Source organism: Dietzia cercidiphylli (genome assembly GCF_039531545.1).
Classification (GTDB): Bacteria; Actinomycetota; Actinomycetes; order Mycobacteriales; family Mycobacteriaceae; genus Dietzia; species Dietzia natronolimnaea.
Genome location: NZ_BAAAQG010000006.1, coordinates 16,384 through 42,791, shown reverse-complemented (window position 1 = coordinate 42,791; position 26,408 = coordinate 16,384). Strand labels below are relative to the sequence as shown.

23 protein-coding genes and 1 pseudogene are annotated in these 26,408 nt (G+C 71.2%); 15 read left to right on the top strand and 9 right to left on the bottom strand.

Annotated features, from left to right (window positions below):
* Positions 1-5 precede the first annotated feature (5 nt).
* Together ABD250_RS05165 and purB are read left to right on the top strand one after the other, a co-directional pair.
* The gene (locus ABD250_RS05165) at positions 6-149 is read left to right on the top strand and encodes a hypothetical protein (RefSeq protein ID WP_159110286.1); all 144 of its coding nucleotides are present in this window, start codon (positions 6-8) and stop codon (positions 147-149) included.
* Positions 150-170: 21 nt separating this feature from the next.
* The gene (gene purB / locus ABD250_RS05160; RefSeq protein ID WP_179524592.1) at positions 171-1,628 is read left to right on the top strand and encodes an adenylosuccinate lyase; all 1,458 of its coding nucleotides are present in this window, start codon (positions 171-173) and stop codon (positions 1,626-1,628) included.
* Between the two features lie 6 nt (positions 1,629-1,634).
* Here purB and ABD250_RS05155 read toward each other — a convergent pair whose 3' ends face one another.
* Genes ABD250_RS05155 through ABD250_RS05145 form a run of 3 tightly spaced genes read right to left on the bottom strand, consistent with a single transcriptional unit; the run spans position 1,635 to position 5,658 of the window.
* Complete coding sequence (locus ABD250_RS05155; protein ID WP_179524593.1) at positions 1,635-2,291, bottom strand: response regulator; 657 nt, start codon at positions 2,289-2,291, stop codon at positions 1,635-1,637.
* Positions 2,288-3,556, bottom strand: coding sequence for a sensor histidine kinase (locus ABD250_RS05150; RefSeq protein WP_344391052.1), 1,269 nt, complete (start codon positions 3,554-3,556; stop codon positions 2,288-2,290). The genes ABD250_RS05155 and ABD250_RS05150 overlap by 4 nt, the downstream gene beginning before the upstream one ends.
* A gap of 26 nt (positions 3,557-3,582) precedes the next feature.
* On the bottom strand, positions 3,583-5,658 hold the full coding sequence (locus ABD250_RS05145) for a serine hydrolase domain-containing protein (protein ID WP_344391049.1): 2,076 nt from the start codon (positions 5,656-5,658) through the stop codon (positions 3,583-3,585).
* A gap of 161 nt (positions 5,659-5,819) precedes the next feature.
* On the opposite strand from ABD250_RS05145, the gene ABD250_RS05140 reads away from it, so the two are divergent.
* Positions 5,820-6,683, top strand: a complete 864-nt coding sequence (locus tag ABD250_RS05140) for an alpha/beta hydrolase (RefSeq protein WP_182659537.1) — start codon at positions 5,820-5,822, stop codon at positions 6,681-6,683.
* 73 nt (positions 6,684-6,756) lie between these two features.
* Here ABD250_RS05140 and ABD250_RS05135 read toward each other — a convergent pair whose 3' ends face one another.
* Positions 6,757-8,019 carry a CHAP domain-containing protein gene (locus tag ABD250_RS05135; RefSeq protein WP_182659536.1) on the bottom strand — a complete coding sequence of 421 codons (1,263 nt, stop codon included), beginning with the start codon at positions 8,017-8,019 and terminating at the stop codon, positions 6,757-6,759.
* A gap of 171 nt (positions 8,020-8,190) precedes the next feature.
* On the opposite strand from ABD250_RS05135, the gene ABD250_RS05130 reads away from it, so the two are divergent.
* Both ABD250_RS05130 and ABD250_RS05125 read left to right on the top strand, forming a co-directional pair.
* Positions 8,191-9,084 (top strand): phosphoribosylaminoimidazolesuccinocarboxamide synthase, encoded by an 894-nt coding sequence (locus tag ABD250_RS05130; RefSeq protein WP_182659535.1) that lies wholly within the window; start codon positions 8,191-8,193, stop codon positions 9,082-9,084.
* Entirely contained in the window at positions 9,081-11,318 is a 2,238-nt protein-coding gene (locus ABD250_RS05125) for a S9 family peptidase (protein WP_182659534.1), read from the top strand. Before ABD250_RS05130 ends, ABD250_RS05125 begins: the two co-directional genes overlap by 4 nt.
* 176 nt (positions 11,319-11,494) lie before the next feature.
* Here ABD250_RS05125 and ABD250_RS05120 read toward each other — a convergent pair.
* From ABD250_RS05120 to ABD250_RS05110, 3 genes and pseudogenes are all read right to left on the bottom strand, one after another.
* A pseudogene (locus tag ABD250_RS05120) lies at positions 11,495-13,084 on the bottom strand (IS1182 family transposase).
* A 204-nt stretch (positions 13,085-13,288) separates the two neighbouring features.
* Positions 13,289-13,858, bottom strand: a complete 570-nt coding sequence (locus ABD250_RS05115; protein ID WP_182659532.1) for a hypothetical protein — start codon at positions 13,856-13,858, stop codon at positions 13,289-13,291.
* Positions 13,855-14,133 (bottom strand): helix-turn-helix transcriptional regulator, encoded by a 279-nt coding sequence (locus ABD250_RS05110; protein ID WP_182659531.1) that lies wholly within the window; start codon positions 14,131-14,133, stop codon positions 13,855-13,857. The genes ABD250_RS05115 and ABD250_RS05110 overlap by 4 nt, the downstream gene beginning before the upstream one ends.
* Positions 14,134-14,195: 62 nt before the next feature.
* On the opposite strand from ABD250_RS05110, the gene ABD250_RS05105 reads away from it, so the two are divergent.
* From ABD250_RS05105 to purQ, 4 genes are all read left to right on the top strand, one after another.
* Positions 14,196-14,693, top strand: coding sequence for a glutathione peroxidase (locus ABD250_RS05105; protein WP_182659530.1), 498 nt, complete (start codon positions 14,196-14,198; stop codon positions 14,691-14,693).
* A gap of 110 nt (positions 14,694-14,803) precedes the next feature.
* A complete protein-coding gene (locus ABD250_RS05100) occupies positions 14,804-15,508 on the top strand; it encodes a DUF2334 domain-containing protein (RefSeq protein WP_344391043.1) in 705 nt (234 codons plus the stop codon).
* Between the two features lie 125 nt (positions 15,509-15,633).
* Positions 15,634-15,888, top strand: a complete 255-nt coding sequence (purS, locus tag ABD250_RS05095; RefSeq protein WP_182659335.1) for a phosphoribosylformylglycinamidine synthase subunit PurS — start codon at positions 15,634-15,636, stop codon at positions 15,886-15,888.
* Positions 15,885-16,562, top strand: a complete 678-nt coding sequence (gene purQ, locus ABD250_RS05090; protein ID WP_182659334.1) for a phosphoribosylformylglycinamidine synthase subunit PurQ — start codon at positions 15,885-15,887, stop codon at positions 16,560-16,562. The genes purS and purQ overlap by 4 nt, the downstream gene beginning before the upstream one ends.
* Before the next feature lie 70 nt (positions 16,563-16,632).
* Here purQ and ABD250_RS05085 read toward each other — a convergent pair whose 3' ends face one another.
* Positions 16,633-16,872 carry a hypothetical protein gene (locus tag ABD250_RS05085; RefSeq protein WP_182659333.1) on the bottom strand — a complete coding sequence of 80 codons (240 nt, stop codon included), beginning with the start codon at positions 16,870-16,872 and terminating at the stop codon, positions 16,633-16,635.
* A 223-nt stretch (positions 16,873-17,095) separates the two neighbouring features.
* Here ABD250_RS05085 and ABD250_RS05080 point away from each other — a divergent pair, with 223 nt between their 5' ends.
* The 3 genes from ABD250_RS05080 (at position 17,096) to ABD250_RS05070 (ending at position 21,428) form a co-directional block, all read left to right on the top strand.
* Complete coding sequence (locus ABD250_RS05080) at positions 17,096-18,307, top strand: saccharopine dehydrogenase NADP-binding domain-containing protein (RefSeq protein WP_182659332.1); 1,212 nt, start codon at positions 17,096-17,098, stop codon at positions 18,305-18,307.
* A 98-nt stretch (positions 18,308-18,405) separates the two neighbouring features.
* Positions 18,406-20,706: a phosphoribosylformylglycinamidine synthase subunit PurL gene (purL, locus tag ABD250_RS05075; protein WP_344391039.1), complete on the top strand. Its 2,301-nt coding sequence runs from the start codon at positions 18,406-18,408 to the stop codon at positions 20,704-20,706.
* Positions 20,707-20,759: 53 nt separating this feature from the next.
* Entirely contained in the window at positions 20,760-21,428 is a 669-nt protein-coding gene (locus tag ABD250_RS05070) for a YoaK family protein (RefSeq protein WP_179524609.1), read from the top strand.
* 9 nt (positions 21,429-21,437) lie between these two features.
* On the opposite strand, the gene ABD250_RS05065 is transcribed toward ABD250_RS05070, so the two are convergent.
* Positions 21,438-22,574, bottom strand: a complete 1,137-nt coding sequence (locus tag ABD250_RS05065; RefSeq protein ID WP_182644548.1) for a hypothetical protein — start codon at positions 22,572-22,574, stop codon at positions 21,438-21,440.
* Between the two features lie 60 nt (positions 22,575-22,634).
* Here ABD250_RS05065 and ABD250_RS05060 point away from each other — a divergent pair, with 60 nt between their 5' ends.
* The 3 genes from ABD250_RS05060 to purF all read left to right on the top strand — a co-directional run bounded on the left by ABD250_RS05060 (position 22,635) and on the right by purF (position 26,371).
* Entirely contained in the window at positions 22,635-24,191 is a 1,557-nt protein-coding gene (locus ABD250_RS05060; protein WP_182652611.1) for an LssY C-terminal domain-containing protein, read from the top strand.
* Positions 24,188-24,571 carry a sterol carrier family protein gene (locus ABD250_RS05055; protein WP_259848262.1) on the top strand — a complete coding sequence of 128 codons (384 nt, stop codon included), beginning with the start codon at positions 24,188-24,190 and terminating at the stop codon, positions 24,569-24,571. The genes ABD250_RS05060 and ABD250_RS05055 overlap by 4 nt, the downstream gene beginning before the upstream one ends.
* 150 nt (positions 24,572-24,721) lie before the next feature.
* Complete coding sequence (gene purF, locus ABD250_RS05050) at positions 24,722-26,371, top strand: amidophosphoribosyltransferase (RefSeq protein WP_182659464.1); 1,650 nt, start codon at positions 24,722-24,724, stop codon at positions 26,369-26,371.
* Positions 26,372-26,408 lie beyond the last annotated feature (37 nt).

Below are 26,408 nucleotides of genomic sequence, written 5' to 3'. Positions count from 1 at the left end.
GGCGCATGGGTTCCGCCGAGATCATCACCACCATCGTCTACATCACCCGCCCGTGGCTGTTGCTCGAGGCGCCGCTGACGGTGGATCAGGTCTACCTCAACGCGCGCGAGATCCTCGCCGGGTCCACCGGCGGCTCGATGATCTCCTGACCGGGCTGCGATACTGGGGGCGTGACCGCCCAGAACGCCGTACCCGCCCGGGCCACCAAGCCCCGGATCTCCAACGTCCTCGCCTCGCGCTACGCGAGCGCCGACCTGGCCACTCTGTGGTCCGCCGAGCACAAGATCGTGCTCGAGCGGCAGCTGTGGATCGCCGTCCTGCGCGCTCAGCGTGATCTGGGAGTCACCGTTCCCGACGGTGTGATCGAGGCCTACGAGGCCGTGATCGATCGCGTGGACCTGGCGTCGATCGCCGAGCGCGAGCGGGTGACCCGGCACGATGTCAAGGCCCGGATCGAGGAGTTCAACGCCCTCGCCGGACACGAGCAGATCCACAAGGGAATGACGAGCCGGGACCTCACCGAGAACGTCGAGCAGCTCCAGGTGATCCGCTCCCTCGAGTTGGTCCGCGACCGCGGGGTGGCAGCGGTTCGCCGGTTGGCCGAGCACGCGGTGGCGCACCGCGACCAGGTGATGGCCGGCCGCAGCCACAACGTCGCCGCGCAGGCCACCACCCTGGGCAAGCGCTTCGCCTCCGCGGCCGATGAGCTGCTGTTGGCGCTCGAGCGGGTCGACTCACTGATGGAGCGGTACCCCCTGCGCGGTATCAAGGGCCCGATGGGCACCGCGCAGGACATGCTCGACCTGCTCGGGGGCGACGCCGGGAAGATGTCGGAGCTCGAGAGCCGCATCGCCGGGCACCTGGGCTTCTCCCGGACCCTGGACTCGGTCGGCCAGGTGTACCCGCGGTCCCTCGACCACGAGGTCGTCTCCGCGCTGGTCCAGTTGGGCGCCGGCCCGTCCTCGCTGGCCCACACGATCCGGCTGATGGCCGGACACGAGCTGGTCACCGAGGGTTTCCAGCCCGGCCAGGTCGGGTCGTCGGCGATGCCGCACAAGATGAACACCCGGTCCTGCGAGCGGGTCAACGGGCTCCAGGTGGTCCTCCGCGGGTACGGCTCCATGGCCGCCGAGCTCGCCGGCGCGCAGTGGAACGAGGGCGACGTCTTCTGCTCGGTGGTGCGTCGTGTCGCTCTGCCGGATGCGTTCTTCGCGCTGGACGGCATGTTCGAGACGTTCCTGACCGTGCTCGACGAGTTCGGGGCGTACCCGGCCGTGATCGACAAGGAGCTCCAGCGCTACCTGCCGTTCCTCGCCACCACCAAGGTCCTCATGGCGGCCGTCCGGGCCGGGGTCGGCCGAGAGGTCGCGCACGAGGCGATCAAGGAGAACGCGGTGGCGGTGGCGTTGGCGATGCGGGAGGAGGGCCGCGAGCCCGACCTCGTCGACCGGCTCGCCGCCGACGACCGGCTGCCGCTGGACCGCGCGGCGCTCGAGGGGGCACTGGCCGATCGCGCCGCGTTCATCGGTGCCGCCGGTGATCAGGTCGACGCCGTGGCCGCCCGCGTCGAGGCACTCGTGGCCCGGTACCCGGAGGCCGCCGGGTACGCCCCGGGCTCGATCCTCTAGCGGGAGTCACGCCCCGCCGGCGACCCCCGTCCGGTAGGCCCACACCACGGTCTGCAGCCGGTCCCTGGTGCCGAGCTTGGTCATGGCCCGCCCCAGGTGTGACTTCACGGTGGACTGTTCCACGTGGAGGGCGGCCGCGATCTCGGCGTTGGACATGCCCTCGGCGAGCAGCCGGACGATGTCACGTTCGCGGGGGGTGAGGGGGCCGGCGGCCTCCGCGGGGTCGGGGGCCCGGCGCCGGCGGGCGAACTCGGCGATCACGCGCCGGGTCACGGACTGGTCGACCATCCCCTCCCCGCGGGCGAGGCGTCGGATGGCCTTCGCGAGCTCGGCGGGGTCGCAGTCCTTGAGGATGAATCCGCTGGCCCCGGCCTCCAGGGCCCCGAACACGTAGTCGTCGAGATCGAAGGTCGTCACCACGAGTACGGCGGGCAGGTCGCCGTCGCGTTCGGCGACGATCTGCCGGGTCGCGGTGAGTCCGTCCCCGCCGGGCATCCGCACGTCCATGCAGACGACGTCGGGTCGGGTGCGGCGCACCATGGTGACCGCCTCGGGGCCGCTGGACGCCTCCCCGACCACGTCGAGGTCCGCCGCCTCCTCCAGCAGCACCCGGAACCCGGCGCGCACCACCGCCTGGTCGTCGACCAGTGCCACCCGGATCATGCGCGCCCCCCGTCATCCGTGGGCACGGGGACCCGCAGCCGCACCCTCCACCCGCCGTCATCGGTCCCACCCGCGTCGAGGGTTCCCCCGACGAGGTCCGCGCGCTCGCGCATCACCGCCAGTCCGGTCCCGCCGTGCGTGCCGCGGACCGGTGCCGGACCCTCGAGGGCGGGACCGTTGTGCACCTCGAGCACCACCCCGTCGACCTCGTAGGTCACCCGCACCGTCACCTCCGCGCCGCCCGCGTGCTGCCGGGCGTTCGTCACGGCCTGCTGCGCCACCCTGAACACCGACACGTCCACGAGGGTCGGGAGGGGGACCGGGTCGCCGACGAACCCGACGGTCACCCGGTCCCCGAGGGCCCGGGCCGTCCTGGTCAGGTGGTCGAGCGCCGCGATCCCCGGCAGGGGCGCCAGTCCGTCGCGGTCCCCGGCCTCCCCGGAGTCCTCGCGCAGCAGCCCGACCATCTGTCGCAGGTTGTCGAGGGTCTCGCGGCCCTGGTCCCGCAACCACACGGCCCCGGCCCGCGCGGCGTCGGGGTCGCGGCCGACGAGCCGCTCCACCGCCGCGGCCTGGACCACCATCCCCGACAGGTGGTGGGCCGCGACGTCGTGCAGCTCGCGGGCCAGGCGGGCCCGCTCCTCGGCGACGGCCGACCTCACCCGGGCGTCCCGGTCCCGCTCGAGCCGGTCGGCGCGCTCCTGCACGAGCTGCAGGTGGTCCCGTCGCGTGGCGAGATACACCCCGATCAGTACCGATGCCATCCACACCACAACTGTGGAGATCACGTGCTCGATCACGAGCCCGACCCCTGCGCCCCGGGCGAGGGAGACCGCCGCGACCGCCGCGGCCTCCACCAGTGTCGCGGCGACGGCCATCCGCAGCGCCCGCCCGGCCGGGAACATCGTCCCGAGAGTCACCGCCACGACGACCCCCGCGACCCCTCTCACCGAGACCTCCGGGTCGAGCGCCACCAGGCCGACCTGGGTGCCGATCACCAGCGCCGCGCACCACCCCACGCGTACCCGCCGCAGCACGAGTGCCAGGGACTGGACCACGACGATCACCACGAACCACGTCACCGTCCCCTCGGCGGGGGCGAGGTCGGGCGGCGCGTACCGCATGGCCGTGAGGACGAGCACGGCCATGACCGCGGCGACCGCCACCGCGAGCAGCGCGTCACGGGCCACCGGCCCGCGGACCCCCAGCCTGGTCAGGCGTGCATCCCACCAGGCCCCGGGGGCGGTGAGCTGGTCGGTGCGCATGACGGACATCTTGTCGTACCGGGCCGTCAGTAGCTGATGTCAGGGGACAGGAGCAGCAACTCGACCGCGCCGAACGTGAACGCCGCGAACCCGAGCAGCACCACGGCCGCGGCGGTCGGGCGGACCCACCCCGAGCGGGTGCGGATCTCGGCGGCCACCCGCCACACCGAGGCGGGCAGGCCGAGTACTCCCAGGGCGGTGAGGGCTTGCGCCGTCCGGATCACCGCCGTCGGCACCGCCTCCATGCCCATGACGCCGACGACGACGTAGGCCCAGGTGAGCATTCCCAGGATCGCCGCCAGGGCCGCGAGCCCGGTCAACATGCGCGGGACCCGGACGGGACCGTCTGCCGGCGCGTCACCGTGGGGAGCCCCGCGGCGTGTGCGCACCCGCCGGATCACGGCCGCGACGGGCCACGCCAGGACGGTCACCAGCAGCACCACGAGTCCGCCGGCGAGCCCCGGCAGCGCCACCGCCCGGGCTGCGCTCACCGGCTCCAGCGACATCGCCGAGTCGTGGCCGATGAGCTGCACCCGACCGTCGGCGTCCGTCCGTACCGTGAGGACCCGGTGGCCGTCGACCTCCCGGTACAGCCACGGCTCCGCCTCCTGATAAACGGTGGGCCGAAGCGCCACCCCGGGGGAGAACCGCACCTTGTCGCCGTCGACGACCTCCGCCCGGATCGGTTGGAGGGGTCCGGCCACGGTGAGGAACGTGGTGTGGAATCCGCGCGTGCTCTCGTAGGTGCCGGCGAGGGTTCGGGCGTGCTCCGCCCGGGTCGCGGGGTCGACGGTGCCGTGGGTCGCCGGATCGACGGTGCCGGGGGTCGCGCCGCCGGAGGGGAGGTATCGGTCGGCGAACCCGTCGAGCAGGTCCTCGCGCAACAGCAGCGCGGCGGCGTCGACGCCGGTGCTGTTGAAGGAGACGAAGAAACCCGTGTCGTCGTCGGGCCACAGCTGCATGTGGGAGTGGAACGCGAGGGTGTCGCCACCGTGCCCGACGACGGCCCGTCCGTTGCGGGATTCGTCGAACCAGCCCAGACCCATCCTCGGGCCGGAGGCCAGGGCGCCCAGGGTGTCGGAGTCGAGGGCGGGCTCCCGCATGAGCTGGAGGGTCTCGTCGCTGAGGATCCCCGTGTCCGCGCCCGCGCCCGCGCCGCCGCCGGCGCCGGCGGGGTGGTCGAGATGGGCGAGCATGAACCGGGCCATGTCCGTGGCCGTGGCGCTCAACGCGCCCGCGGGCGGCACCCCGACCATTTCGAAGGGGATCGCCGCCTCGTCCGAGGTCGGGTACCCCTGGGCGACGTGCGCCGCCAGGTGATCCGGGAGGGGTTGGTCGAAGGACGACGACGTCATCCCGACCGGGGCGAGGATGTTCCGGTCGACGTAGTCCTCGAACGGCACGCCGCTCACGGCCTCCACCACGTACCCGGCGAGCGCGTTGCCGTAGTTGGAGTACGCGGGCGTGGTGCCCGGCTCGTACACCTGGGCGGGTGGGTCCTCCACCAGGGCGCGGCGCAGGTCCACGCTCGCTCCCGGCGTGACGAAGAGGCCGGCGGCGCGCTCCTCGTACCCGGGGGTGTGGCTGAGCAGGTGCCGCAGCGTCACGGGGTGGTCGTGGGGAAGGTCGAGGCCGGTGTACTGCTCGACGTCGGTGTCCAGGTCGACCTCGCCGCGTTCGACGAGCTGCATCACGGCGGTCGCCGTCACCATCTTCGACACCGACCCCACCCGGAACAGGGTGGTCTCCGGGTCGACGACGGTCCCGGCGGCGACGTCGGCCTCGCCGAAGCCGCGGGCGGTGAGGATCTCGCCGTCGCGCACGACGGAGACGGTCGCTCCCGCGATCCGTCCGGACTCGAGCGCCGGCGGGATCGTCCGGTCGAGCCACGCGTCCACGTCCGCTCGGGTCAGGTCGGCGGCGAGGGCCGGCGGGGAGGGGTGCGTGTCGGGCGGTGGTTCCGCCGATCCGCAGGCGCCGAGGGTCGCGAACACGACCGCGCCGAGCGCCGCGGCGGCCGCACGCCGAGTCCGGCGAGTGAGCCGGGTGCCGCGGCGACCGGAGGTGGGCTCCGGCGCCGGTGCGAGGGTGGTGGGAACCACGGGGACCTCCTGCGCTGTGGGTGTCCGGACCGCGTCCGGACAGAATTCTCTGACCGGTTCCATGCTCGTCCGCGCGCGGCCGCCGGTCTTGAGGCCGGAGGTGGAGAACCGGTTGGCACCTTTGGGGGAGGCCGGCGGCCTCCGGGCGCTAGTCTCGGCGCATGCGCGAGACCGTCATCCCCGTCCCCGGTACCTCCGGCCTGCAGGCGACCCTGCACCACGCCGAGACTCCCCGGGCCCTGCTCCTGCTGGTCCACGGCTTCGGTGAGCACTCCGGCCGGTACGGGCGGACGGTGGGGTTCCTGGTGGACCGCGGCGTGAACGTGGTCACCTACGACCTCCGGGGGCACGGCACGGCCCCCGGACCGCGGGCCAGGGTCGCGACGGAGGCCCACATCCGGGACAACCTGGCCGTCCGCGACGCCGTCGTGGAGTGGTGCCGCTCCCCGCGGGGCGGAGGGGCCGAGTCCCTGCCGCGACTGCTGATGGGGCACTCGATGGGCGGGTTGATCGCCGGGGAGTCCGCTCTCCGGCGTCCGTGGGACCTGGCGGGGCTGATCCTGTCCTCTCCCGGCATCGTCGTGGGCGAGAGCACACCCGCGCCGCTCCGGGCGGCGGCCCCGGTGATCGCCCGCCTCCTGCCGTTCCTCCCGGTGGAGAAGCTGGACCCGAACGAGATCTCCCGCGTTCCCGAGTACGTGGCGGACTACACCTCCGACCCGCTCGTGCACCACAAGGGGGTGCCGGCGCTGGCAGCCGGGACCCTCCTCGCGGGCGGGCAGAAGTTCCTGCAGCGCTCGAGCGCCCTGCGGTTGCCGACCCTGGTGATCAACGGGTCGGCGGACTCCATCACCTCGCCGACGGGCGCCCGTCGGTTCGCCCAGGTCGCGGGATCGGACCACGACCCGCGGCCGGAGATCACCTACCGGGAGTTCGAGGGCGGCCTGCACGAGCTGTTCAACGACCGGTGTGCGGACGAGGCGTACGCGGCGCTCGGGGAGTGGCTGGACGCGCGGCTGGGCTGACGTCCCCTGGGTCCGCGGAGCGGGGCGCACCGGAATCCGGTGCGCCCCGTGTCACGTGCAGAGCTGGAGAGCGTCAACTCCCCAGCGAACCCGCGCCTAGACCGGGCGCGGCGGCGGCCTCGATGCTCACCGTCTTGCAGCCCAGCGAGGTGTTGTTCCACCCGACGCCCGTATTGATGGCGTAGACACAGACCTTCTGGGTTCCGGTCTTCTTCACGGCGAGCCGGTTGTCGAAACCGTGGTTCCCGGAGATCCCATGTGCGTTGTTCACGTCGGACCTGGCCACATCGGCCCTGATCTTGTGGACCTCCACGTTGGCGCTCCCGGCCTCTCCGCCGACGTAGACGTGCATCTCTAGCGCAGTGCTCGTCTTACTCCGGTCGAATGACCACCCCTTGACGTCGATCGTTCCGGGGACGGACGACGCGGCGGTTTCGAATTTCCCCAGGGGGTTGGGGTCGGGGATGGTGATCGTCCTGCAGCTGATGAGCGCGTTGCCACCGTTCCCCACGCCGATCGCGTACGCGCAGACCTGCTGGGAGCCCACTTTCCTGGAGTTAATGAACGAGTCGAAGCCGTGGTTTCCCGAGATATTGTGGGTCGAGTTGACGTCGGGCCGGCTCTTGTCAGCGCGGATCTCGTGGCCCTCGACGCCGGGAGCGCCGGCTTGACCGCCGATGTAGACGTGGACCGCGAGCGAACGGGCGGCGTCGTCCCTGTCGAATGCCCAGCCGCGGACCGCGATCCGGCCGGGTTCGGCCACGGCGACCGAGTCGAAGTGGCCCACCGGGGCGTGCCCTGTCGGCGCTGGCGGAGTCAGGTTCTTCGGCCGTAGGTAGCCGATGATCCCTGCTTTGCTCATCGAGATGATCTCTGTCGGGGTGGTGCCGTTGTACGGGGCGTGGTTGTTCTGGCTGAGGATGCGGACGCTCCCGCCCTGGTCGGCCAGGACGATCCCGGCGTGGCCGTATCCACCTCCGACCGAGGCTCCCCACACCGCGACGTCGCCTTTGACGGGCGCGGTTCCGGATCCGAGCTTGTGATAGTGGGTCCCCGAGGCGTTTCCGAAGAGGTCCTTGGCGTTGCCGGACAACCGGGGCGCACCGACCACATCGCGGTTGTAGAACTGGATGAGGTCGACGCACTGGGCTCCGTAGGCTCCGTCGAAGTCCCACTTCCCACCATTGTGTTTGGCCACGAACTGGTCCACGGACATGGCGGCGTGGGCCGGCGCGGGGACGGCGATCGTCGAGATGGCCAGGGCGAAGAGAGACAGGAGTGCGGCCAGGAGGAAGCGGACTCTCCTGCCGGGCGCGAGCGGGGACAAGGTGGTCATGGCGACTCCATGGTCTCGGGTGCAGGGGGTGAGCTGCCGTCCTGCGTCGGTGATCGGGTCAGGCAATTCTCTGCGCCGTCTGTTCCGCTGTCTGTCCTGCGTTCGAGCGACATCAGTGCAGCCTGACTGCACCGTGGGCCGCACCGACCCCCTCCGACTACGCTGACGCCCATGCGACCTGAGCTCTCTTCCTACCGCCATCTCGCCGCCGGGAAGGTCCGCGAGTTATACGAGATCGACGGCGAGACGCTGCTCCTGGTGGCCACCGACCGGATCTCGGCGTACGACCACGTGCTCGGCACGCCGATTCCCGACAAGGGCCGTGTGCTCACCGCCATGAGCGCCTACTTCTTCGACGCCCTCGATGTGCCGAACCACCTCGCGGGGCCTCTGGACGACGATCGGATCCCCGCCGAGGTGCTCGGCCGGGCGATGGTCGTGCGCCGCCTGGACATGGTGCAGGCCGAGTGTGTCGCCCGTGGGTACCTGACCGGGTCCGGGATGGTCGAGTACCGCGAGTCGGGGTCGGTGTGCGGTGTCGAGCTCCCCGAGGGGCTCGTCGAGGCCAGCCGACTGCCGGAGCCGATCTTCACGCCCGCCACCAAGGCGGCGGTGGGCGACCATGACGAGAACATCTCGTTCGAGCAGCTCTCCGGGATCGTCGGCGACGAGCTGGCCGGCCGGCTCCGGACCGCCACCCTGGAGGTGTACGCGAGGGCGGCTGAGATGGCCGCCGACCGCGGGCTGCTGCTGGCGGACACGAAGTTCGAGTTCGGGTTGTCCGAGGGCGAGTTGATCCTGGCCGACGAGGTGCTCACCCCGGACTCCTCCCGGTACTGGCCGGCGGACCGGTACGAGGCCGGCCGCGTCCAGCCGAGCTTCGACAAGCAGTACGTGCGCGACTGGCTCACCGGCCCGGACTCGGGTTGGGACCGATCCTCGGATTCACCGCCGCCCCCGCTCCCACCGGAGGTGGTCGAGGCGACCAGGGCACGGTACGTCGAGGCGTACGAGCGGATCTCCGGCCTGCGGTTCTCGGAGTGGCTCGGCGGTGAGTCCGCATGAGCGCCTATGACGCCACCGGCAGCGGGACCGACACCACCGCCACCGATCAGCGGGTCCCCGCGCCTCCCCGGGCCGAGCGCCGCCCCCACCGCCGTGAGCACCACGGCCGCGTCTTCGTGGACGACTACGAGTGGCTGCGCGACAAGGACGCCCCGGCGACCCGCGAGTACCTGGAGGCGGAGAACGCGTACACGGACGCGATGACGGCCGGGCAGAAGCCGCTCGAGGACGAGGTCTACGAGGAGATCCGTTCCCGCGTCAAGGAGACCGACATGTCGGTTCCCGTGCGGGCCGCCGGCTGGTGGTACTTCTCCCGCACATCGGAAGGCCTGTCCTACGCGCGGCACTGCCGCGTCCCCGTGCCTCGCGAGTTCGTGGCGGATCCCGGCGACCCGGCCGGGTGGGTCCCGCCTGAGGTCTCGCCCGGTGTCGAGCTCCCCGGGGAGCAGCTGTTGCTGGACGGCAACGCCGAGGCCGAGGGGCACGAGTACTTCGCGCTCGGCGCGTTCTCGGTCAGCCACGACGGCCGCGTCCTCGCCTGGGCCACCGACACCGAGGGCGACGAGCGCTACACCCTGCGTTTCCGATCCCTGGATCCCGACTACACGGCGCCTGACGAGGAGATCTCGGGCATCGCGGCCGGCGTGACCTGGTCCCGCGACGGCCAGTACGTCTTCTATGTGACGGTCGACGAGGCGTGGCGCCCCGACACCGTGTGGCGTCACCGCCTGGGGACGACCCGGGACGACGACGACGAGGTGTTCCACGAGCCCGACGAGTCCTACTGGATCGGGGTCGGTGAGACGCGCAGCGAGAAGTACCTGCAGATCGCCGCGGGGTCCAAGATCACCACCGAGGTGTGGTGCCTGGACTCCGCCGACCCGGCGGGCGAGTTCTGGTGCGTACGACCTCGCGAGGAGGGCGTCGAGTACGACGTCGAGCACGCGGTCGTCGGCGGCTTGGATCGCTTCCTCATCACCCACAACGCGGGGTCGCCCAACTTCGCCGTGGTCGAGGCCCCAGCCGGACCGGTCGACCGTGACTTCCGCGAACTGGACCCGCTCGTGCCGCACCGCGACGACGTGCGGGTGGAGGGGGTCGACGCGTTCGCCCGCGTGCTGGTGCTCGGGTACCGGGAGCAGGCGCTGCCCCGGTTCTCCCTGATGCCGCTGGATCCCGCCTCCACCGCGGGTGTGGAGGCGTATTCGGTGTTCACCCCCGTGGAGTTCGACGAGGAGCTGTTCACCTCGGGCCCGGGGTCGAACCCGGAGTGGGACGCGCCGGTGCTGAGGTTCGGGTTCGGCTCGTTCGTCACCCCGGGCCGGATCTACTCCCTGGCGCTGGCCACGGGGGAGCGCACCCTGTTGCGCGAGCAGGAGGTGCTGGGCGGCTACGACCCGGCCGGGTACGTGCAGCGCCGCGACTGGGCCACCGCCGAGGACGGTACCCAGGTGCCGATCTCCCTGGTGATGTCCGTGGCCACGGCCGCCCGGATCGACGCGGGTGAGCAGGTGCCGACCCTGCTGTACGGGTACGGCTCGTACGAGACGAGCATCGATCCGGCGTTCTCGGTGGCCAGGCTGTCCCTGCTGGACCGGGGCATGGCCTACGCCGTGGCGCACGTCCGCGGCGGCGGCGAGATGGGCCGCCTCTGGTACGAGCGCGGCAAGACCCTGACCAAACGCGCCACGTTCACCGACTTCGTGGACTGCGCCCGCCACCTGGTCGACAGCGGGCTGACCGCCCCGGATCGCCTGGTCGCGGAGGGCGGCAGCGCCGGCGGGTTGCTCATGGGCGCGGTGGCCAACCTCGCGCCGGAGCTGTTCGCCGGCATCCAGGCCGTGGTGCCGTTCGTCGACCCGCTCACCTCGATCCTCATGCCGGAGTTGCCGCTCACGGTGATCGAGTGGGACGAGTGGGGCGACCCGCTGCACTCGGCGGAGGTCTACGACTACATGGCCTCCTACGCGCCGTACGAGAACGTCGAGGCCAAGGACTACCCGGCGATCCTGGCGGTGACCTCGCTCAACGACACCCGCGTGCTGTACGTGGAGCCTGCCAAGTGGGTGGCCAAGCTGCGGGCGGTGTCGACCTCGGCCAACTCAGCGGAGCGCCCCGTCCTGCTGCGCTGCGAGATGAGTGCCGGTCACGGGGGAGTGTCCGGACGCTACGAGCGGTGGCGTCAGACGGCGTTCGAGTACGCGTGGACCGTCCGCACGGCCGGCGCCGGCTAGGAGACTGCTGAACAAGCTGTCTTCTTGGGGGTGCGGGATGTGGCTCTCTGTGGGTGAGGGGCCGGTTGGCCGGGGCGCGGAGTGCGGGGCTTGAGATGCCCGGGGTCGGTGATCCGGTGGTGGTGCTCATGGCGGGTCGTTCGAGCCTCTGCCCGGGGGCGGCCCTGACATGCTGGTCAGGCCAGGGCCCAGGTTCCGTTCTGGTGGGTCAGGCCCATGGTGAGCAGTCGCCGCAGGTTGAGGGCGGCGACGCGGTGGTGGAGCCAGTTGTTGTTCTTGTCGACCCCGCGGTACGGCCCGCGGCGAGCGCCTCGGGTGAGCCAGGCGATCGAGCGCTAAACCATGGGGCGGTGCTGTCGGTAGACGGTCTTAAAGTCCTCGTCACCAGCCCGCTGGCGGTGCTGGCGCTGGAGAAGGTGATGCTCGCCGAGCAGCACGGTGCGTCCCGTGGCCGAGGTGGTGCACCGCTGGCGCAGCGGGCAGCCGCGGCAGGCTGCTTTGAAGGTGGCGCGGCCGTGCACTGTCACCGTCCGCGTGATGTTGCCGGGGCAGGTCAGCATGCCCGCCGCCGCATCGAACGTGAAGTCGTCGAGGGTGAACCCGCCCTCGACCGTAGGCCGTAGCGGCCACGGTTTGACCAGGGGCAGCCACCCTTTGTCGGTAAGGGTGGCCAGCATGCCGCCGCTGGCATACGCCGAGTCACCGAGCACCTCGACCTTCTCGTCGGCGCCGATAGTGGGATCGGCGGTGACCAGCTCCGCACCGATCGCGACATCGGAGTTGGTCGGCCCGTTTGTTTTGGTCAGCGCGCACATGGTGGTCAGGCCGGTGTCGGGCTCGACCACGATATGGGCCTTGAACCCGTCCTGGCGCCGTTGCCGGGTCTTGTGCGCGTGCCGGGAATCAGGGTCCACGGTGGAGATCACCCGATCCGGTGCCGTGCGGCAGGCGATCCGCCAACGCCCGTCCGTGCCATCAGAGTCGTCGGCGGGCTCGACGTCCTGACCGGCCACCAGCGCCAACAGCGCCACCGCCTCGGCCGGTCTGCCGCCGGCGGCGGTGATCGCCTGGGCATCCAGAGCCTCAAGCAGTGCCAGAGCGTCCGCGACCAGGGCAGAGACCAGCTCGTCGCGGGCAGCCTGGTCATCCCAGGCGATGCGGGGCTTACCGGGCGCGGTGTAGTCCTGCCCGCACACTGCCGCCAGCCGGGTGCACTCGCAGGCGATCAGTTCCTTCGCACCCGGCACCTCGCGGCCGACCCGACGGATCTGGGCGATGAGTTGGGTGATCGTGTCCTGACGGGCCACCGCGTCATCCAAGACCGTCGAATCCAGGGCGCGGCGGGTCTTGGTCTTGACCGCCCCGGTCTCGGCGATGACCTGGCGCACCACCTCGAAGATCCGCTGCGGTCGGTCACTGGCCGCCAACCGGCGCCGCCAGTAGGTCAACGTCGACGAATCGAACCCCTTCGCATCGACCGCATACCCGCACGCGGCCTTCCACCGCAGATCAAACGTCAACGCATCGACCGCCTCACGGTCCGAGTGGCCGAACAGCGCTTGCAGCACGATGACCGAGGCGATCACCTCACCCGGGATCGACGGCCGACCCCGGCCCGAGGGAAACAGATCTGCGAACAACTCCGCCGGAAACAGGCGGTCACGATGCTCGGCCAGCAACGCGAACACACTGCCGGGCTCGAGCAGATGCCCCGCCACCGACTCCACATCCAACAGTTCCCGCTGCCGATCCGACTCACCCTGCATGAGGCACATCATTTCAAACCGGCACCAACACCGCAGGCGAGCCACGTCCTTTGTTCAGCAGTCTCCTAGTCCGGCCGCGCCGGCCCGCCCAGTTCGGCAGTGCCGGCCCGGCCAGTTCGGCAGCCGCGCGCACACGCTGCAGCCGCCCACGAAATAACGTGAGCGGCTGCAGGTGTTGCGCGCGGCTGTGGTGGCGAGTGGTGGTCAGTGGTCGTCGGCGGTGACGGGGTCCGCGAGGTCGTCGGTGTCTTCGGGGGCCATGGTGCCCGCCATCGCGGAAGCGGGGATGACTCCGCCGACGAAGACCGCCAGGATCGCGAGGCCGCCCATCGAATAGGCGAGCCGGTGGCCGTTGCCCATCTCGGTGGTCGACACCCAGATCAGGACTAGCCCGATGACGAAGCAGATGCCGACGAGCGCCGACAGCGCGGTGGACCGGGCCTGAAGCAGTGTCTGCGTCTCGAATTCATCGAGGTAGCGGGCCGGGGCAGAGTCCTTCACATCGATCACCGTGCGCAGCATCGTCCACACGGTGCAGATCGCGACCGTCATGGGGAGCCACGCGATCACGATGGGCAGCCAGAAGTACCCCGCCACCGCGATCGCGGTCATGACGACGATGCAGACCCAGTTGAGGCGGACGAGCAGGCGGCGGCGCTGCGGGGTGCGCCACGAGCGCAGGCTGCCCTCGGTGCGGGCGAGCAGCTTCTCGTAGCGGCGCTCCGCGGCCGTCAGAGTCTCGCCTGTACGGAGGGTCTCGGTGTGAGTGCTCATGATCGGTCCTCTCGGGTGCGGCGGTAGATCTCGGCGGACATCGGCTGGAACTCCTCGCGGGAGAACACGGCCTCGACGGGCAGGTCGAAGACCGCGCAGATCCGGAAGGCCAGATCCAGGCTCGGGTAGTGGTCGCCTCTCTCGAGCGCCCCCACGGTCTGGGGGTTGACCTCGATCTGCTCGGCGAGTGCCGCCCGGCTCAGGCGGTGTTCGGCCCGCAGGACGGCGATCCGGTTGTGGAGGGGGAGCTTTTCTCCCCGTCGGACTGGGCTCATGCATCTAAGTGTTGGGAAAACCCAACGATTTGTCAATGTCCTGTTGTGAGTAGGCTGGTCACATGAGCAGCGGAAGCGTCCACGACATCACCTTCACCACCATCGACGGCGAGCAGGCCAGCCTCGGTGACTACGCGGGCCACGCGGTCCTGGTGGTCAACGTCGCCAGCGAGTGCGGCCTGACCCCGCAGTACGAGGGGCTGCAGGAGCTGGCCGACGACTACCGCGACCGCGGACTGTTCGTCCTGGGCTTCCCGTGCAACCAGTTCTCGGGTCAGGAGCCCGGGGACGAGGATGCCATCAAGGAGTTCACTCGCGAGAAGTACGGCATCACCTTCCCGCTGGCGGCCAAGGTCGACGTCAACGGCCCGCAGCGCCATCCCCTGTACGCCGAGCTCACCAAGGTGGCCGACGCCGACGGTGAGGCCGGCGACGTGCAGTGGAACTTCGAGAAGTTCCTGCTCTCGCCTTCGGGGGAGGTCGTGGGACGCTTCCGGCCCAAGGTGGAGCCCGGCGCCTCCGAGCTGGTCGACGCCCTCGAGGACGTCCTGCCGGTGTGACCGGGTTCCGGCTGGCGCGATCGCCGGGCCGGGGCCACCGCGCCGGCCCGGCAATATGACGTACACCTCGTCGTCGTCGTGTCGTCACGGACGCCTGCGATGATGCCCGCATGACCCCGCGCCTCATCGTCTCCGTCTCCGGCCTGCGCGACTCCTCGCTCGACGACGCCGTGGACATGGTGGGCGAGCTCCAACGCCGCTCCGTCCCCGTGTCGCTGCTCGTCGCGCCGCGGCGGGGGAGCGAGTACCGGATGGCGGACGACCGGGCCACGCAGGAATGGCTGCGTCATCGCCGGAGCCGGGGTGATGCGATCGTGCTGGGTGGTTACGACGAGGCCGCCACCAGGCCGCGCCGACCCGAGTTCGCCTCCATCGGCCCCGCGGAGGCCGCCGTGCGACTGGCCGCCGCCGACCGCATCATGGCCGACATGGGCCTGCGGACGCGGCTGTTCGCCCCGCCCCGGTGGAACGCCTCCCCGGGGTGCCTGAAGGCACTGCCCGACGCGGGTTTCCGCGTCTGCGCCTCGCTGGCCGGCGTGCACGACGTGGTCCGGGGGACCACCGAACGCGGTCGCGCACTGTCGATCGGTGAGGGGTTCGTCTCCGATGCCTGGTGGTGCCGGGCACTGGTCGCCGCAGCCGGTCGCACGGCGGCGGCCGGGGGACTCGTGCGCGTCAACGTCTCCGCCAAGCAGCTCTCGCGGCGGGCGCCGAGGTCGGCGCTGCTGGACGCCGTGGACCGGGTGGTGGGCGAGCACGGTGCCGAGGCCGGGCGTTACGAGTGGCCCCCGGTCGCACTGGTCCGCGCGGCCTGATTCCGACCGGGTGGACCGGGCGGGTCGAGCGTTCGGTGGCCCCGCGGACTGCGGGTAGGATCGGTGGCTGAGTCCCGGTAGGTCCGGGTCCGACCCGCGTATCAATCAGTCGAGGAGTTCCCACCGTGGCCCGAGTCGTCGTCGAAGTCATGCCCAAGGCCGAGATCCTCGATCCGCAGGGTCAGGCCATCCACCGCGCGCTCGGCCGCCTCGGTCACGCCGGTGTCACCGACGTCCGGCAGGGCAAGCGGTTCGAGCTCGAGGTGGCGGACGACGTCTCCGAGGCCGAGCTCGAGGAGATCGCCTCGTCGCTGCTGGCCAACACCGTGATTGAGGACTGGAAGGTCGTCCGCGTGGACTCCGCCGAGGTGGCCTCGTGACCGCACGGATCGGCGTCATCACCTTCCCCGGAACGCTCGACGACATCGACGCCTCACGGGCCGTCACCAGGTCCGGCGCCGAGGCCGTCTCCCTCTGGCACGCCGACGCCGACCTCCGGGGCGTCGACGCCGTGGTGGTCCCCGGCGGATTCTCCTACGGTGACTACCTGCGCGCCGGCGCCATCGCGTCCATGGCCCCCGTCATGGGCGAGGTCATCTCGGCCGCCCGCGGCGGGATGCCCGTGCTCGGCATCTGCAACGGCTTCCAGATCCTGTGCGAGGCGGGCCTGCTGCCCGGCGCGATGGGTCGCAACCGGGACATGCACTTCATCTGCCGCGACGAGTGGCTGCGGGTCGAAAACACCGACACCGCCTGGACCAGCCGTTTCGAGAAGGGTGCGGAGATCCTCATCCCGCTCAAGTCCGGTGAGGGCCGCTACATGGCGACCGCCGAGACCGTCGAGGAGCTCGAGGGGGAGGGCCGCGTGGTGTTCCGCTTCGCCAGCGACGCCCCCAACGGGTCCACCAACGGCATCGCCGGCATCACCTCGGAGAACGGGCGCGTGGTGGGCCTCATGCCGCACCCCGAGCACGCGATCGACCCGCTGACCGGACCCTCTGACGACGGGCTGGGGCTGTTCCTGTCCGCGCTGGACGCGGTCGTCACGGTCTAGTAGACGCACGTCGCCCATAGCGTAGGGCCCGCCGAGATCTCTCGGCGGGCCCTACGGCTTCAAGCGATGGTCAGGCGTTGGGCGGCAGCATGCCGCCGACGATGCCAGCGATGATGGCCCCGAAATCGGAGCTGCCGGAGCTACCGAGGTCGCCGCCGATACCACCGATGAACAGCGCCAGCATGTTCAGGGCGATGGCCGGTGCCCCGACGAGCGTGTCGATGACAGCCGATCCCGTGCCCGACGAGCCGCCCATCAGCTCTGCGGACATGGGGAGGGTCTCGGTAAGGATCGAGCCGGTGAGGTCCATGGAATCTCCTAAGGGGATGCCCCGGCGCCGGGGCGCGGGGAAGTTGCCGACGGCCCGAGTGGCCGCACGTGCCTGATAATTCTGCATATTTCTTTAGTCGCAGTGTTCACATCGGCCACAGAAGTGACATAGATCACACGCCGGGTCTGGGGCGCCAGTAGAAGGCCGTCGCCCGGCAGTCGCGCGCGGTCGCGAAAATCACCGGATGCGGTAGAACCGTGGGGTGAGTGAATCCAGCACCAAGCCCGTGTCCGCGTCCGACAAGGCCGCCCGGCCGTTCGACATAGTCCTCTACGGGGCCACCGGGTTCACCGGCGGTCTGGTGGCCGATTACCTGCTGCGGAACCTGCCCGAGGGCGGGGCGTGGGCGGTGGCCGGGCGTTCGCGGACCAAGCTTGACGCGCTCGTGGCGCGGCTCGCCGTCGAGGAGCCCGATGTCCCGGCTCCGGGGGTCGTCGTGGCGGACACCGAGGACCCCGCGTCGTTGGCGGACATGGCGCGGTCGGCGCGCGTCATCATCACGACCGTGGGCCCCTATCTCGAATACGGAGAGCCGCTCGTCGCCGCATGCGCCGAGGCCGGGACCGACTACGTGGACCTGACCGGCGAGCCCGAGTTCGCCGACCGTATGTACCTCGAGTACCACGACAAGGCCGTGGCCTCCGGCGCCCGGATCATCCACGCTTGCGGGTTCGACTCCATCCCGCACGACATGGGCGTGTTCTACACGATGAAGCAGGTCCCCGAGGGCGTGCCGGTGGCGGTCTACGGGGCCGTGCACGCCGATGCGCAGTTCTCCGGGGGCACATTCCACTCGGCCATCGGCCAGTTCGCCCGACTGCGCGAGGCGTCCCGGGTCGCCAAGCAGCGGCGGGAGAAGCAGGGCAAGGCGGCCGGGCGGCGCATCAAGGCGGTCGCCGGCAAGCCGCACCGCGACAGCGTGCTGGGCCGGTGGCTGGTGCCGCTGCCCACCATCGATCCCCAGATCGTCCTGCGCTCGGCCGCGGCGCTCGAGAGCTACGGCCCGGACTTCAGCTATGCGCACTACGCGTCGGTCGGCTCGCCCGTCACCGCGACCGCCGGGATGGTCGGGGTCGGGGCGTTGACGGTGGGCGCGTCGATCGGTCCGATCCGGTCGCAGATCCTCAAGCGCATCGACCGCGGCGCCGGGCCCAGCGAGTCGCGTCGTGCCCGGTCCTCGTTCGATGTGACCTTCGTGGCACTCGCCGGCGGCCGGCGGATCGTCACCCGGGTCAGCGGCGGCGACCCGGGCTACACCGAGACGTCGATGATGCTCGCGGAGTCCGCCCTGTGCCTGGCCTTCGACGACCTGCCCGCGCTCTCGGGGCAGCTCACCACCGCGCAGGCGATGGGCGACGCTCTCCTGGACCGCGTGCAGCGCGGGGGGCTGACCTTCGAGGTGCTGTCCACCTAGACCCGCTCCGCCCAGACCCGTCCCACCCAGACCGCTCCCGTCCAGCCCCGTCCGGGAGCGGATTCGACCATGGATGCCGGTTGACTAGACTCGGGCGCGTGACCACTCACGTCGACTCCATCGCGCACGCCACCGACACCCCCGACCTCGCCCAGCCGTGGGCGGAACTCGGACTCAAGGAGGACGAGTACGCCCGCATCCGGGAGATCCTGGGCCGCCGCCCGACGGACGCCGAGCTGGCGATGTACTCCGTCATGTGGTCGGAGCACTGCTCCTACAAGTCGTCCAAGGTGCACCTGCGCTACTTCGGGGAGACGACCACGGACGAGATGCGCTCGTCCATGCTCGCCGGCATCGGGGAGAACGCCGGCGTCGTGGACATCGGCGGCGGCTGGGCCGTGACGTTCAAGGTGGAGTCCCACAACCACCCCTCGTACATCGAGCCCTACCAGGGCGCCGCGACCGGTGTCGGCGGGATCATCCGCGACATCATGGCGATGGGTGCGCGGCCGGTGGCCGTGATGGACCAGCTCCGCTTCGGCCCCGCCGACGCCGACGACACGCACCGCGTGCTCCCCGGCGTCGTGGCCGGGGTCGGCGGGTACGGTAACTGCCTGGGCCTGCCCAACATCGGTGGTGAGACGGTGTTCGACGAGTCGTACGCCGCCAATCCGCTGGTCAACGCCCTCGGTGCGGGCGTCATGCGCGTGGAGGACCTGCACCTGGCGTTCGCCTCCGGCACCGGCAACCGGATCATCCTGTTCGGTGCGCGCACCGGTCTCGACGGGATCGGTGGCGTGTCGGTGCTGGCGTCCGAGACCTTCGATGTGGACGAGGACGGAGCGCCGGTCAAGCCGCGCAAGCTCCCCAGCGTCCAGGTGGGCGACCCGTTCATGGAGAAGGTCCTCATCGAGTGCTGCCTCGAGCTGTACCGCGACGAGCTGGTCGTGGGCATCCAGGACCTCGGCGGTGCCGGCCTGGCGTGCGCCACCTCCGAGCTGGCCGCGGCCGGCGACGGCGGCATGCACATCGTGCTCGACAACGTCCCGCTGCGCGCGGAGGGCATGTCCGCCGCCGAGATCCTCTCCAGTGAGTCGCAGGAGCGCATGTGCGCCGTGGTGACGCCGGAGAACGTCGAGGCCTTCATGGAGGTGTGCCGCCGCTGGGACGTGTTGGCCGCCGACATCGGCGAGGTCACCGACGGCGACCGGCTCACCATCGAGTTCCGCGGTGAGACCGTGGTGGACGCCCCGCCCGAGTCGCTGGCCGACGAGGGGCCGGTCTACGAGCGCCCCCTCGAGCGGCCCTCCGACCAGGACGCCCTGCAGGCGGACACCACCGCGACCCTGGCCCGCCCGGCCACCGGCGACGAGTTGCGCCGGACCCTGGTGGACATGATCTCCAGCCCGGCCCTGTGCTCGCGCAAGTTCATCACCGAGCAGTACGACCGCTACGTCCGCGGCAACACGATCCTCGCGGAGAACGCCGACGGCGGTGTCCTGCGCATCGACGAGGAGTCCGGCCGCGGCATCGCGCTGTCGACCGACGCGTCGGGGCGCTACACCAAGCTCGACCCGTACACCGGTGCCCGGCTGGCCCTGGCGGAGGCGTACCGCAATGTCGCCGTCACCGGCGCCACCCCGGTCGCCGTGACCAATTGCCTCAACTTCGGCTCGCCCGAGGACCCGGGCGTGATGTGGCAGTTCCGCGAGGCCGTCCACGGACTGGCGGACGGTTGTGCCGAGCTCGGCATCCCCGTCACCGGCGGCAACGTCTCCTTCTACAACCAGACCGGGTCCACCCCGATCCTGCCGACGCCCGTCGTGGGCGTGCTCGGCGTGATCGACGACGTCGCCCGCCGCACGCCCACCGCGTTCGGTGACACCCCCGGCGAGAACGTCTACCTGCTCGGCGAGACCCGCGACGAGCTCGACGGGTCCATCTGGGCCCAGGTCGCCCACGAGCACCTCGGAGGCATGCCCCCGACGGTCGACCTGCGGTGGGAGGCCACACTCGCCCGGATCCTGGCCACGTGCTCCAAGGACGGCCTGATCACCGGCGCACACGACCTGTCGGAGGGCGGGCTCGCGCAGGCGCTCGTGGAGTCGGCCCTGGCCGGTGAGTGCGGCCTCCGGGTGGTGCTGCCCGCCGACGCGGACCCGTTCGTGTGGCTCTTCTCCGAGTCGGCCGGCCGCGTGATCGTGTCGGTCCCCCGGGGCGAGGAGATCCGCTTCCAGCAGATGCTCACCGCGCAGGACATCCCGCACACCCGGATCGCCGTCACCGACCCGGATTCGGGGACTTTCGAGGTCCAGGGGCAGTTCACCCTGACCACCGCGGAGCTGCGCGCCGCCCACGAGGCCACGCTGCCGGCACTGTTCGGCGTCGACCCGGTCTGAGACGGTCATCCTGAGACGGGCCGGCAGGGATCGGACCGGTCGGGCGCGACCCGATGCGTGATCTCCGCAGACGAGAGCGACTGCTCGCCGTCGTCCTGGCCGGCACGGCGGGGTTCGTCGACGCGGTCGGCTTCCTCGTGGTGGGTGGCTACTTCGTGTCGTTCATGAGCGGAAACTCCACGCGAATGGCCGTCGACCTGGTGCAGGGTGACCTCGGCGGCGCGGGGATCGCGGCCGTCGTCCTGGTCTCGTTCTTCCTCGGCGCGGTCGCCGGTGCGGTGGTCACCCGCCTCCGTCCCCGGGACGACCGCCCGGCCGTCCTGGCCCTGGTCGCCACCCTGCTGCTGGTGGCGCTCGCGGTGCACCGGCTCACGACCGCCACGGTCGTCGGGGCGCCGCTGTCGATGACGGTGGTCGCGGCGTCGATGGGTGCCATGAACTCGGTGTTCCACTCGCGGGGAGAGGTCTCGCTCGGGGTCACCTACATGACCGGTGCGGTGGTCAAGTCCGCCCACCGGCTGGTGGACGCGCTGGCCGGGGGGTCGTGGGCGCCCTATCGTCAGCAGGTCTCCCTGTGGGCTGCGCTCGCGCTCGGTGGGGTGGCGGGCGCGGTGCTCCAGGTGCGCCTCGGTGTGGCCGCGCTGGGCGTCGCGGCGGCGGTCGTGACCGGCGCTCTGCTCGTGACGGTCTGGGTGCGTGGTCGGGAGAACCGCGGGGCCTGAGGGTCGGGGTCAGCCTCGTCGTCGTGCCCGGTGGTAGGTCTCGCGCGCGGCGAGGCCGTGGACAACCTCGTCGATCATGGGGCGGACGAACCGCGCCCGGTGGGCGGAGTCGGAGGCCGCCGCCGCGGCCAGGTTGAGGGCGGAGAACGCCGCGAGGGTCAGCGCGACGCGCACCAGGGTCACGCTGACGGGCACGCCGGCCAACAGGCCACCCAGGTCCTCCGTCGGCCGCAGCGTCCACCGGGTCTCGGTGGCCTCCGGTATGGCTACCCAGCCCAGGAACACGAAGAACAGGAAGACCAGGCAGGCGAACAACACGGCCTGGATGAGGGTGGCCAGCACCGGGACCAGCAGGATGTTGATCCGCTCGGACATGCGCAGCTCCCGGCCCGGCGCCCGCGCCTCCAGCTCGTCGTGGAGGTCGTCCCGGGTGGTGATGGCCACCAGCAGGACGGTGAGCAGACCCATGACGCCCACCACGGCGAAGGTCCGCGGCCAGGACAGCGCCACCATCACCTGCCAGATCTCCGCGCTGAAGAACAGGAAGAGCACGGCCAACATGAGGACCGGCAGGACCCGGGCCACCATGTGGCCCATGGTGCCGAGCTCGCGCCGGACCCGCCGCGCGGCCCAGCGCACCAGCGAACCCACACCGATGTAGGTACCCACCAGCACCCCCGCCAGGAGGAGCGAGGTGGTGGCCGGGCCGGGGCCGTCGTGGGCCTCGAAGGTGAGAGGTGCCGCCACGACGAGGGCGACCGCCGAGACGAGACCGACGACCGAGCCGGACACCCGGTCCAGGCGTCGCACCACGCGGGCCACCAGCCACCCGATCAACGGCGCGGCGGCGAACAAGCCGAGCGCCAGCAGGAGCAGCAGGATGATCGGATCTGTGATCCCGATGTCGTCCAGCTCCGGTGAATCCTCACCGACCCGCTCGAGCAGGGCCACCGCGTAATCGTTCGAGCGGTCCAACGCGGAGAGACCCGACGTGGCCACCGCGAGACCGGCGCTGACTCCGGCGGAGCGGATGAGTATCTCGCGAGACCGCGTGGACGGGACGATCATCAGCGGCAGTCCCAGCGACCGCAGGTACTCCTCGTGGACACCCCGGCTGCTGGCCGGGGTCGGATCGGGCGTGGGCACGGGGACATTCTGGCAGTCATCGCGGTCCGCACGGCCGGTACCGCCTACTATCGTCTAGCCATGTCCACCAGTGAGCGAGCGGTGCAGACGCCCGGCGCGGAGCGGTCCGCGCCGACCGCGCCCCCGGTCTACGCCCGCCTGCCGTCCAAGGTGCGGGACGACGACGTGCGGCCGGCGCTGCCCGGCCAGGTCGTCGACACCGTGTTCTTCACCCTGGCCACCCTCGCGGCCGGATGGCTCGGCTGGCGGCTGTTGGACGACGTGTGGCGCCACACCTGGTGGCATCTGTTCCTCCTGATCCCGTTCTGGGCACTGGTCGCCTATCTGGTCCTGCCCCGGCTGCAGACGCTGATCACCTCGGTGTACGTGCCGGGATACTTCATCGCGCGGACCCGGACATCGGACGGGTTGCTGGGGGACCCGGTCAACCTGGCCGTCGACGGCACCGCCCGTCAGATCCACGAGACCATGACGGCCTGCGGGTGGGTGCTGGCCGACGACATCACGGTCCGGTCCTCCTGGGGCATCATCATGTCCTCGGTGCTCCGGCGGTCCTACCCCTCCGCGCCGGTGAGCCCCCTGCGGCTCTTCGGACGCAGGCAGTGTCTGGCCTACCAGCAGGAGGTCGAGGGCAACGCCGCGCAACGGCACCACGTCCGGTTCTGGCGGTGCCCAGACGGGTGGCTGCTGCCCGGCGGCCACCGCGTGCAGTGGCTCGGGGCCGGCACCTACGACCGGGCCGTGGGGTTGTCGCTGTTCACCCTCCAGGTGACGCACAAGATCGACGCGGATATCGACGTGGAGCGCGACTACATCGTGGACTCGATCCGCTACCACGTCCCCGCCGCGGGTGTTCGGGTGCTCGAGAACTTCTCCGCCGGCTACCACTCCCGCAACGGCGGGGGTGACGCGATCCGCACCGACGGTGACCTACCGGTGGTGGACCTGAGGTCCGTGCCGGTCCCCGAGGCGTCGGCGGCCGGGCTCCCGGCCGGGGTGGTGCGGGCCGCCCGCGGGTACGACGACCCCCAGGCGGAGGGCGGGCTGGCGTCGGGGGACGCCGACCGGCCGGCCGACGACGTCGCCCCCGATCCCGGGCATCTCCCCCGTCCGGCCGCGCTCACCGCCGGCTGCGGACTGGTCGCGGCGTCGGTCCTCGTCCTGCTGATCCTGGCGCTGCGGGACATCCTGGGGGACCAGGGCATGGAGGAGTTCGCGGGCCTGGACCGGTCCGAGGTGGTGCCCGCGATCATCGTGCTCGCGGTGTTCATCGGCGGCGTCTACGGCGCGATGGGCGTCCTGGCGCTGCTGACCTACCTGGGGTACGCCAGACCACGCGTGTGGTTGCTGACGCTGACGGTGGTGAGCATCATCTCGACCGAGTCCGGCCGCGTCACCACGGATGCCGAACTGGGTACCGTCCTCGGCGGCTACCTCGCCCTGGCGGTGAACGTGCTGATCCTGCTGTTGCTCACCAGCCAGGCCACGCGGACGTGGAGCCGCAGGACCGCCCAGGAACGGAGGCGGACGCGGCGTTCCCGGCGTCGGGGGCTCCCGCCCGCGGGATCGGAGCCGGAGCCCGATCCGGTTCCCCCGGCCGCGGGTGACCGGACATGAGGCGCGTCCCCGACGGTGCGGCGGTCCGCGCCGCGGTCGAGGAGGTCGGGAACTGGCTCGACGACGACGAGGCGGACGCCCCCGGCCGGTCCGCACTCGCGGCGGCCGTCCGGACCACGACCGCCGTGTTGGCCGCCGAGCTCCCGGGCCGGGCGGTCGAGGTGCGGGTGCCGCCCTACGCGGCCGTGCAGTGCATCGACGGACCGCGCCACACGCGGGGGACCCCGCCCAACGTGGTCGAGACCGACCCCAGGACCTGGCTCGAGCTCGCCACCGGTCGCCGCAGCTGGGAGTCCGCGGTGGCCGCGGGGCGGGTCCGGGCGTCGGGGACCCGGGCCGACGAGGTCGCGGCGGGGCTGCCGGTGGTGCGTCCCGGCTGAGCGTTCGGCGACCCGGGCGGGTCAGGACGAGCTGCGGATGAGAAGGGGCCCCACCCGCGGGACGGGGACACGGGACTGGGGTCACGGGGGTCGGGGAACGTACACTCGAACAGCACCGCCGGGGTCCGTCCGGGCGGACCGCCCCGAAACATGAGGGAGCACCACCAGGTGGAGAGCACGTCGTCACGTCCGGCCCCGTCCGGATCACTCCGCCGCACCAGTGGCCGCGCCGCCGTCGGTCTGGGTCTGCCCGACCCGTCCGTTCCCGGCCCGACCGGCCTGCCGATCGACACCGAGCGCATCGGTCCGGTCGAGGAGTGCGGTGTCTTCGGTGTCTGGGCTCCGGGCGAGGACGTCGCCAAGCTCACCTACTACGGCCTGTACGCGCTGCAGCACCGTGGCCAGGAGGCCGCCGGTATCGCCGTCGCGGACGGCGAGCAGGTCCTCGTCTACAAGGACCTCGGCCTGGTGAGCCAGGTCTTCGACGAGAAGACCCTCGAGTCGATGAGCGGACACGTGGCCATCGGCCACTGCCGGTACTCCACGACCGGCGCCGCGTCCTGGGACAACGCACAGCCCATGTTCAGGCCCACCACCGGCGGAGGGTCCGTGGTGCTGGGGCACAACGGAAACCTGGTCAACACGCAGGAACTCAAGCGCTACGCCACCACGATCGGCATCCGGGGTTACACCGAGAACAGCACCCACTCGGACTCGGACATCGTCTCCACCCTGCTCGCGCACGAGGCGGGCGACGGGGGCCTCGAGGAGGCGGCGGTCCGGTTGTTGCCGCGACTGCGCGGTGCCTACTGTCTGACCTTCTCCGACGAGAACACGCTGTACGCGGCCCGGGATCCGCACGGGGTGCGCCCGCTCGCGCTCGGTCGGCTCGAGAGGGGCTGGGTGGTCTCGTCCGAGACCTCGGCCCTCGACATCGTCGGGGCGTCGTTCGTCCGCGACATCGAGCCCGGCGAGCTGATCGCCATCGACGCCGACGGCGTCCGCTCGCGCAAGCTCTCCGAGCCCACCCCCAAGGCCTGCGTCTTCGAGTACGTGTACCTGGCGCGTCCCGACTCGGTGATCAACCAGCGGCTGGTCAACTCCGCCCGCGTGGAGATCGGTCGCAAACTGGCGGTCGAGCACCCCGTCGAGGGGGACCTGGTGATCCCGGTGCCGGAATCGGGGACACCGGCCGCCGTGGGCTACGCCCAGGGCTCCGGGATCCCCTTCGCCCAGGGGCTGACCAAGAACGCCTACGTCGGCCGTACGTTCATCCAGCCCAGCCAGACGATCCGGCAGCTCGGCATCAGGCTCAAGCTCAACCCGCTGCGCGAGGTCATCCAGGGGAAGAAGCTGGTGGTGGTGGACGACTCGATCGTCCGCGGCAACACCCAACGGGCCCTGATCCGGATGCTGCGGGAGGCGGGCGCCCTCGAGGTGCACGTCCGCATCGCCTCCCCGCCGGTGCGCTGGCCGTGCTTCTACGGCATCGACTTCGCGAGCCCCGCCGAACTGATCGCCAACGGGGTCGACGCCACCGACGGGATGCTCGAGGGCGTCCGCAGGGCGATCGGGGCGGACACCCTCGGGTACATCTCGGTGGACGGGATGATCTCGGCCACCGGGCAGCCGCGGGACGAGTTGTGCGCCGCGTGCTTCGACGGCCACTACCCCATCCCGCTCCCGGACGACTCGCCGATGAGCGCGGCCGTCCTGGCACTGGCCGCCCAGGTCGACGGTGAGACACCCGACCGGCACCTGGTCCTGCACGACAACGCGGACGCCGTCCGCCGACCCTGACCGGGCGCCCGACCACGGGCGCCGATGAGGAGAACCG

What these genes read in the sequence shown, in the direction of transcription:
- ABD250_RS05165 (WP_159110286.1), top strand. Translation starts at nt 6, where the DNA reads ATGGGTTCCGCCGAGATCATCACCACCATCGTCTACATCACCCGCCCG.
- ABD250_RS05155 (WP_179524593.1), bottom strand. Translation starts at nt 2,291, where the DNA reads ATGATCCGGGTGGCACTGGTCGACGACCAGGCGGTGGTGCGCGCCGGG.
- ABD250_RS05150 (WP_344391052.1), bottom strand. Translation starts at nt 3,556, where the DNA reads ATGCGCACCGACCAGCTCACCGCCCCCGGGGCCTGGTGGGATGCACGC.
- ABD250_RS05140 (WP_182659537.1), top strand. Translation starts at nt 5,820, where the DNA reads ATGCGCGAGACCGTCATCCCCGTCCCCGGTACCTCCGGCCTGCAGGCG.
- ABD250_RS05135 (WP_182659536.1), bottom strand. Translation starts at nt 8,019, where the DNA reads ATGACCACCTTGTCCCCGCTCGCGCCCGGCAGGAGAGTCCGCTTCCTC.
- ABD250_RS05130 (WP_182659535.1), top strand. Translation starts at nt 8,191, where the DNA reads ATGCGACCTGAGCTCTCTTCCTACCGCCATCTCGCCGCCGGGAAGGTC.
- ABD250_RS05125 (WP_182659534.1), top strand. Translation starts at nt 9,081, where the DNA reads ATGAGCGCCTATGACGCCACCGGCAGCGGGACCGACACCACCGCCACC.
- ABD250_RS05115 (WP_182659532.1), bottom strand. Translation starts at nt 13,858, where the DNA reads ATGAGCACTCACACCGAGACCCTCCGTACAGGCGAGACTCTGACGGCC.
- ABD250_RS05110 (WP_182659531.1), bottom strand. Translation starts at nt 14,133, where the DNA reads ATGAGCCCAGTCCGACGGGGAGAAAAGCTCCCCCTCCACAACCGGATC.
- ABD250_RS05105 (WP_182659530.1), top strand. Translation starts at nt 14,196, where the DNA reads ATGAGCAGCGGAAGCGTCCACGACATCACCTTCACCACCATCGACGGC.
- ABD250_RS05100 (WP_344391043.1), top strand. Translation starts at nt 14,804, where the DNA reads ATGACCCCGCGCCTCATCGTCTCCGTCTCCGGCCTGCGCGACTCCTCG.
- ABD250_RS05085 (WP_182659333.1), bottom strand. Translation starts at nt 16,872, where the DNA reads ATGGACCTCACCGGCTCGATCCTTACCGAGACCCTCCCCATGTCCGCA.
- ABD250_RS05070 (WP_179524609.1), top strand. Translation starts at nt 20,760, where the DNA reads ATGCGTGATCTCCGCAGACGAGAGCGACTGCTCGCCGTCGTCCTGGCC.
- ABD250_RS05060 (WP_182652611.1), top strand. Translation starts at nt 22,635, where the DNA reads ATGTCCACCAGTGAGCGAGCGGTGCAGACGCCCGGCGCGGAGCGGTCC.
- ABD250_RS05055 (WP_259848262.1), top strand. Translation starts at nt 24,188, where the DNA reads ATGAGGCGCGTCCCCGACGGTGCGGCGGTCCGCGCCGCGGTCGAGGAG.
- purF (WP_182659464.1), top strand. Translation starts at nt 24,722, where the DNA reads ATGAGGGAGCACCACCAGGTGGAGAGCACGTCGTCACGTCCGGCCCCG.